The organism is Nocardia sp. NPDC055053 (genome assembly GCF_053608285.1).
The window spans coordinates 1-7,573 of record NZ_JBSGVD010000077.1 but is presented as its reverse complement, the minus strand read 5'-3'; the positions used below and the strand labels follow the sequence as shown (position 1 = coordinate 7,573).

At 68.1% G+C, this 7,573-nt stretch carries 7 protein-coding genes; 2 read left to right on the top strand and 5 right to left on the bottom strand.

The annotated features are described in order from the left end of the window. Positions 1 to 99 precede the first annotated feature (99 nt). The gene (locus ACWF82_RS34160) at positions 100 to 1,398 is read right to left on the bottom strand and encodes a cytochrome P450 (protein WP_379078489.1); all 1,299 of its coding nucleotides are present in this window, start codon (positions 1,396 to 1,398) and stop codon (positions 100 to 102) included. 132 nt (positions 1,399 to 1,530) lie between these two features. Here ACWF82_RS34160 and ACWF82_RS34155 point away from each other — a divergent pair, with 132 nt between their 5' ends. Beyond that, positions 1,531 to 2,694: a steroid 3-ketoacyl-CoA thiolase gene (locus ACWF82_RS34155; protein ID WP_452507697.1), complete on the top strand. Its 1,164-nt coding sequence runs from the start codon at positions 1,531 to 1,533 to the stop codon at positions 2,692 to 2,694. Between the two features lie 365 nt (positions 2,695 to 3,059). Beyond that, positions 3,060 to 3,476 carry a helix-turn-helix domain-containing protein gene (locus ACWF82_RS34150; protein WP_019044759.1) on the top strand — a complete coding sequence of 139 codons (417 nt, stop codon included), beginning with the start codon at positions 3,060 to 3,062 and terminating at the stop codon, positions 3,474 to 3,476. A gap of 133 nt (positions 3,477 to 3,609) precedes the next feature. Here the strand turns inward: ACWF82_RS34150 and ACWF82_RS34145 are convergent, their stop codons facing one another. The 4 genes from ACWF82_RS34145 to ACWF82_RS34130 form a co-directional block, all read right to left on the bottom strand. Next, a complete protein-coding gene (locus ACWF82_RS34145) occupies positions 3,610 to 4,644 on the bottom strand; it encodes a hypothetical protein (RefSeq protein WP_452507696.1) in 1,035 nt (344 codons plus the stop codon). Further along, the gene (locus tag ACWF82_RS34140; RefSeq protein WP_452507695.1) at positions 4,641 to 5,156 is read right to left on the bottom strand and encodes an ImmA/IrrE family metallo-endopeptidase; all 516 of its coding nucleotides are present in this window, start codon (positions 5,154 to 5,156) and stop codon (positions 4,641 to 4,643) included. The genes ACWF82_RS34145 and ACWF82_RS34140 overlap by 4 nt, the downstream gene beginning before the upstream one ends. A gap of 11 nt (positions 5,157 to 5,167) precedes the next feature. After that, positions 5,168 to 6,328, bottom strand: coding sequence for a hypothetical protein (locus tag ACWF82_RS34135; protein ID WP_452507694.1), 1,161 nt, complete (start codon positions 6,326 to 6,328; stop codon positions 5,168 to 5,170). Between the two features lie 200 nt (positions 6,329 to 6,528). Next, entirely contained in the window at positions 6,529 to 7,443 is a 915-nt protein-coding gene (locus ACWF82_RS34130; RefSeq protein WP_452507693.1) for an SDR family oxidoreductase, read from the bottom strand. Positions 7,444 to 7,573: the final 130 nt, after the last annotated feature.

Below are 7,573 nucleotides of genomic sequence, written 5' to 3'. Positions count from 1 at the left end.
GACCTCGAGCGCGCCAGCGCTCCAACAAACACAGCGACCTCGAGCGCGCCAGCGCTCCAACAAACACAGCGACCTCGAGCGCGCCAGCGCTCCAAAAACTCAGTGCGCTACAGGGCAACCCGAGGTCTTGTAGTCGACCGGGAGCTCCTTGATGCCGTTGAGCCAGCCCGAGTGCAGGCGCCTCGGGTTACCCACCTTGGTGATGTCGGGCAGGTGATCGGCGATCGCGTTGAAGATCAGGTCGATCTCCAGGCGGGCCAGGTTCGCGCCGACACAGAAGTGCGCTCCGGTGCCGCCGAAGGACAGGTGCTGGTTGTCCTGGCGCATGATGTCGAACTTCTCCGGGTTCTCGAAGACGTCCTCGTCGAAGTTGGCCGAGCGGTACAGCATCACCAGACGCTGCCCCTTCTTGATCTGCACGCCGCCCAGCTCGGTGTCCTCGAGCGCGGTGCGCTGGAAGGAGGTCACCGGCGTCGCCCAGCGGATGATCTCGTCGACCGCGCTGGAGGGGCGCTCCTTCTTGAACAACTCCCACTGGTCGGGGTTCTCCATGAAGGCGATCATGCCGTGGCTGATGGCGTTTCGGGTGGTCTCGTTGCCAGCGACGGCCAGCACGATGACGAAGAAGCCGAACTCCTCCGGCGTGAGCGCCTCACCGTCGACGTCGGCCTCGATCAGCGTGGTGACCAGGTCGTCGGCCGGGCAGGCCTTCCTGGCCTCGGCCATCTGGTACGAGTAGCCGAGCAGCTCCATCGACGCGGCGACCGGGTCGACGTCGACATTGTCGGGATCGTCGTAGCCGGTCATGTCGTTGGACCACTCGAAGACCTTCATCCGGTCTTCCTGCGGCACACCGATGAGCTCGGCGATCGCCTGCAGCGGCAGCTCACAGGCCACCTGCGTGACGAAGTCGCCGCCGCCCGACTCGGCCGCGGCCTTCACGATCTTCTCCGCACGCGCCGACAGCTCGGCCCGCAGACCGTTGACCGCGCGCGGGGTGAAACCCTTGGCGATCAGCTTGCGGAGCTTGGTGTGCTCCGGCGCGTCCTTGTTGAGGATGACGAAGCGCTGCAGTTCGATCTGCTCGCGCGTGATGTCGTCGTTGAAGCGCGGGATCGCGGTGTTCTCGTAGGTGGAGAACACGTCACTGCGCCGCGACACCTCCTTCACGTCGGCGTGCTTGCTCACCACCCAGAACCCGTCGTCGTGAAACCCGCCGACGTCGGGCGACTTCGGATTCCACCAGATGGGAGCCGCGCGCCGCAGCTCCGCGAATTCCTCTGTCGGGACACGCTCGGCGTAGATAGCAGGGTCGGTGACGTCGAACCCGTCCGGCAGGTTCGGCCGGGTACCCGTCGCTTGACCGGGGCCGGCGTGTTCGGTGCGCGGATCTACCACCAGATGTCTCCTTCGACAAACTGAAACACGTTCTACAATCATTCAAGCACAGGGGTTGGCGTGACGGAAGAACCACGCGGTTTTACCCTGGGCGTAGGAACAGAACTTGTTGCAGTTACGAGGGAGAATCACATGGGCACACCCGTGATCGTCGAGGCCGTGCGTACCCCGATCGGCAAGCGCCGCGGACAGCTTTCGGGACTGCATGCCGCCGAGCTGCTCGGCCTGGCCCAGCGCGGCCTGCTCGATCGGGCAGGCATCGACCCGGCCGAGGTCGAACAGGTGATCGGCGGCTGCGTCACCCAGGCGGGCGAGCAGTCCAACAACGTCACCCGGGTCGCCTGGCTGCACGCGGGCCTGCCCTGGCAGACCGGCGCCACCACCATCGACGCCCAGTGCGGCTCGGCACAGCAGGCCAACCACCTCGTCGCGGGCCTCATCGCCACCGGCGCGATCGACACCGGCATCGCCTGCGGCGTCGAGGCCATGAGCCGCGTACCGCTCGGCGCGAACGTCGGCACCGAGGCGGGCCCGCGCAGGCCCGCGTCGTGGTCGATCGATCTGCCCGACCAGTTCGGCGCGGCCGAGCGAATTGCCCGCAGGCGCGGCATCACCCGCTCCGACATCGACGAATTCGGCCTGCGCTCACAGCAATTGGCCGCACAGGCCTGGGCCGAGGGTCGCTTCGACCGCGAGGTGCTTCCGGTGTCGGCGCCCGTGCTCGACGGCGAGGGCAATGCCACCGGCGAGAAGCTGGAGGTGACTCGCGACCAGGGTCTGCGCGCCACCACGTTCGAAGGCCTGGCGGCGCTGAAGCCCGTCGTCGCCGACGGCATCCACACCGCCGGCACCTCGTCGCAGATCTCCGACGGCGCCGCCGCGGTCCTGCTGATGGACGAAACCGTCGCGCGCAACAAGGGTTTGCGGCCGCGGGCGCGCATCCACACCCAGGTGCTCGTCGGCGCCGAGCCGGAGTTCCACCTCGACGGTCCGGTGCAGGCGTGCACCCGGCTGCTCGAGCGCTCCGGAATGACGATTGCGGATATCGACCTTTTCGAGATCAATGAAGCATTCGCGTCGGTCGCACTTTCGTGGGCTTCTGTACATCAGCCGGACATGGACCGGGTAAATGTCAACGGCGGTGCGATCGCAATCGGGCATCCGGTCGGCTCCACCGGTTCCCGGCTCATCACCACCGCTTTGCACGAGCTCGAACGAACGGGCAAGGGCACGGCCATGGTGCTGATGTGCGCAGGCGGCGCGCTCGCGACCGGAACGATCATCGAACGCCTGTAGACTGGACTTGACCGAAACCGGGCGCCCAGGTTGAACATTCATCCCAGGGCGCCCGGAACGTGTCGTACGCCACACAATCCAGGGGGCTAGGGGGAACATGAGACATCAGCTAACTTCGGGCTACCATCGACCAATGGTTGAAGAACCCCGCGACGGGCACGAACCCCGGCACCCTCGGGCTCGACAAGAGTCGTTGGCGTGACCCGCAAACGCGACCGCCGCCGCCCCTGCACGCAGGTGAGCGTCGGAAACCGTAGAGAAATCCCGAATCAGGCGTAGGTTTTCAGTTACTGAGCCGCTAATATCAATGATACGTATCCGAGATAACGACTGTTAGTACAGTGAAGGGAATTGGGCGGCTCACAATGGCTGATTTCGCGGCGCGGCTGAACAAGCTGTTCGAAACCGTGCATCCTCCGGGGCGCAAGCCGCACACCAACGCAGAGGTTGCGGCTGCGCTGACTGCCTCCGGGCATCCGATCTCGAAGCCGTATCTCTCGCAGCTGCGGTCGGGACAACGAACCAACCCGTCCGACGAGACGGTGGCCGCCCTGGCGAAGTTCTTCAAGGTCAAGCCTGACTACTTCTTCAACGACATCTACGCGGCCAAGATCGATCACGACCTGGAGCTGCTCGCGCAGCTGCAGGGCTACGGGCTGCGTCGACTGTCGAGCAGGGCATTCGACCTCTCGGAAGAATCACAGAATTTGCTCACCTCCATGGCGGAGAAGTTGAGGGCCAGCGAAGGCTTGCCCGAAATTCCTCCGGACGGAACGGAATAGGATCCACGCAACGGTCGGCCTGACGCACCTGCTGGTGTCCTGGGTACGGCCGAGAAAACACCGGATACGTGCACAGCGAACGGGTCTGAGACGGTGAAATCCACCAGCTCAGGCCCGTTCTCTGTGTTGATATTCAGGTGGAGGCTGCCGCGCTTTTCGGCGTCGCGCCCGCCGCGGCGACGGCCGCGTCGTACTTGGTCGCGATCGCCAGTACCCAGCCGCGCGGGCTCACACCCTGCGGCGGCGCGATCCAGCGCGCGTCGACGAACAAGTCTCCCAACGGATCTCGCGCCCACTCTGCGACGACCGTGGCACGCTCGGGCACCGAGGCGGGCGGTTCACCCGCCGCCGGGATGACGATGCCGCTGCCGGAGAGCAGATACAGCGCGTCCATCACCTGCGCCACGTGGTCGGAGGCCTTCAGCTGGGTCGAGGTGGCGTTCTGTTCGGGGGCGACAACATCGGGGAACCGCCCGATCATCAGCTTGTGCAGCGGACGGATGCGGCGCAGCGTCATCCGCGCACGCCACCACAACTCGACCACGATCGACACCGCGCCGAACGCGATCAGCAGGCTCGCGATCTCCCAGGCCTGCCAACCCCAGGTCGGCTCGCCGGGCGGGGTCGGCTCGGCGTTCTGGAAACCGCGGCCCGCGTTGGCGACAGCGAGCACCGCGACCAAAGCCGTTCCGGCGGTGTAGATCGCGATGCCACGACCCAGCGTGGTCCAGTCCAGGTTGCGCAGACCGGTGGTCACGATGAAGACCGCGCCGAGCGCGACCACGATCCAGCCGAAGGTGAACGACCACGCCAGGGTGATCGCGATCGCCGAGGCGCCGATGCCATAGACCACCAGCGCGATCTGGCGCAGATTGCGGCGCGAGACCACCGGCCACGCCGCCGAGGCGACCACCGAAGTGGCCGTGGTGAACAGGATCCACGCCGAACCGACGATGCCGGTGGACAACCAGCCGCTGCGCAGGCCGCCGGGCCGCAGATTGTCGACGGCCACCGCGATATCGGGAATCGCGACGGTCGCCGCGAGTGCGACGGCGGCGACCGCGACGACGATGGCCACGCGGGCGGTCGTCGCGGGCTTGACCAGCACGCGACCCACTCGCGCACCCGCGGCAACCCAGACCAGCAGGGCTGTCAACCAGAGTGTCATCCGAGTGCCTCATCGAATCGAAGGACCGAGACGCCTGCGCCCCGGTTGTTGAACACGCGCAGCCGGGTCATGAGCATGGCCGCGAAGGTCTCGGCCTCCCACTCGGCGAGATCGTCGGCGCCGTCGTCGACGATCTCGGCGTGGGCGCGCTGGCTGAGCATGTAGGCGATCAGGTCGTCGCTGACCTCGAGCGTGGTCTCCACCGCGGGCGCGCCCTCGTGGTCGAAGACGATGTGGCCCAGTTCGTGCGCGAGGGTGTGATCGCGACTCGGCAGCGCGTCGGCGAGGACGATGATGTCGCGTTCCGGGTAGAACCGGCGCTGACCGCACACGCCGGGGCCCAATTGCGCACTGGTGATCTCGATTTCGCGCTTCCGCTCGCGCGAGATCGCCGCGACGACCTCATCGAGGGTGGTCGCGTCGGAGTCGGCGGCGACCGCGCACACCGCGTCCACCGCGGCGGCGACACGGCGATAGGACCTGGAGGTGCTCTGGGTCTTGCTCTTGCTCATCGAAGATCCCCTCACGACCTCGGTCCGAAGAATTCGGCACGCGCCGCGTTCACCCGTGCTTGGGCTGCCGCGGCACCTTGGAAACTCACCGCGCCCGAGCCGGTACCGGCCAGGGCCAACGCGATCAGGCCGCCGATCACCGACAGCATTTTCGGTTCGGGCAGGCCACTGTTGTCGCTGGTTGGCTTGAACGCGTGATTCGGTGCTGCCGCCGGGGCGGGCGCGGGCGGTGCTGCGGGCGCGGGCGCCGCGACCGCGGGCGGTGACACCGCCGGAACAGGCACTGCCACAGCGATATTCGGCACTGACGGCGCGGAGGGCGCGGGCGGAATCGCGATCGAGGGTAATGCGGGCGCTGCCGGGGCGGAGGGGATCGGGATCAGCAGCAAGAGCAGCGGCGAGGCCGAGCCCACCGCGGCGGAACCGACGGCAGCCGAGCCGACCGCGGCCGAACCCGTACCGGCGGAACCCACGGCAGCCGAGCCGACAGCCGCCGAACCCACTGCGGCAGAACCGGTGCCGAGGACTGCGGAGCCCAGGCCGAGGACAGCGGATCCGGTGCCCGCAGCGGCCGAACCGACCGCGGCCGAACCGGTACCGAGTACTGCGGCCGCGCCCGCCGAACCGGTCGCGAGGACGCCTGCGGCGCCGGCCGAACCCGTGCCGAGGACTGCCGCGATACCGGCTGAACCGGTACCGAGGAGGGCGCCGACGCCTGCCGAGCCGGTGCCGAGCAGCAGGCCCAGACCCGCGGAGCCGGTGCCGAGGACAGCGCCCGCGGCGGCCGAACCCGTGCCAGCGGCGGCCGAACCGGCGGCAGCGGAGCCCGCAGCGGAACCGGAGCCGTTGACTTCCTTCTTCGGAACGTCATGCGTGGACTGGCCGGGGATGTTCAGCGGCTGCCACTCGCCCTCACCGGCGACGGGCGCGCCGGCGGCGTGCTGGGGATCGGCTGGGTTGTTGCCGGTGTCGCCCTGGTTGCCGTTGGCTTCGGCGGGGTTGTTGCCCTGACCGTTGTCATTGCCCTGTCCACTGCTTCCACTCCCGGGCGCCTGGGCGGCGGGAGTCGGTGGCTTTTCCGGTGCGGCGGCGGCGAGAGCAGGCCAGAGCAGAGCAGATCCGGCCAGCACGCTCGCAGCGGCAAGCACGCGCACCATGCGACCAACGGCCATGCGCTTGTCATCCCCTCATCCGTTCAGCGCAGCATTACCCCCGGTCGCGACACATTCCGGGATCGACGAACAGTAGCCCATGGTAAACCCACCGTTGCCTCCACGCAGGAGAGAGCAAGAGTCGTCCAGCCCACTTAACGGGCGTGACATGCAAAAGCGCAGGCCGGGGAGGTTTCCCCGGCCTGCGCTCCATGAGTTTGCTATGCGCCGTACACCGGTTCCGGTTCGACGCTCTTCTCGATCAGTTCGGCCACGACCGGGCCGAGTTCCGCCGGGTTCCAGCGGGCGCCGCGGTCGACCGGAGCACCGTGGCGCCAGCCCTGCGCGAGCGCCACCTTTCCGCCCTCCACCTCGAACATCCGGCCGGTCACCCCGGCCGACTCGGAGCTGCCGAGCCACACGACGAGCGGGGAGATGTTCTCCGGCGCCATCGCGTCGAAGCCGGCATCGGGGGCGGCCATGGTCTCGGCGAAGACCGTCTCGGTCATCCGGGTGCGGGCGGCGGGCGCGATCGCGTTCACCGTGACGCCGTAGCGGCCGAACTCGGCCGACGCGGTGAGGGTGAGACCGGCGATGCCCGCCTTGGCCGCGCCGTAGTTGCCCTGGCCGACGCTGCCCTGCAGACCGGCGCCGGAGCTGGTGTTGATGACGCGAGCATCGACCGGACGACCCGCCTTCGACTCGCCCCGCCAGTACTCGGCCGCGTGCCGCATCGTGGCGAAGTGGCCCTTGAGATGCACGCGAACCACCGCGTCCCATTCGTCCTCGCCGAGGTTGACCAGCATCCGGTCGCGCACGAAGCCGGCGTTGTTCACCAGCACGTCGAGGCCACCGAAGGTGTCGACGGCCTGGCGGATCAGACGCCGGGCGCCCTCCCAGTCGGCGACGTCGTCGTAGTTGGCGACGGCCTCGCCACCGGCGGCGACGATCTCGTCGACGACCTGCTGGGCCGGGGTCTCGGTGGTCTCGGCGCCGTCGAGCGCGGTGCCGACGTCGTTGACCACCACGCGCGCGCCCGCCGCGGCGAAGGCGAGCGCGTGCGCGCGGCCGATCCCCCGGCCCGCGCCGGTGACGATGACGGTGCGGCCCGCGCAGATCAACTGCTGGTCGTCCATATGAAGCTCCTGTATCTCTGGCGGCTGGTGCCGCGGGTTTTCGGCCTCGTGACCTCGCATCCGAGGGGCGATACTGCGCCTTCGGCGTTCCGTCTCGCCCCTCGGATGCGAGGCGGCCGAAACCGTGGTG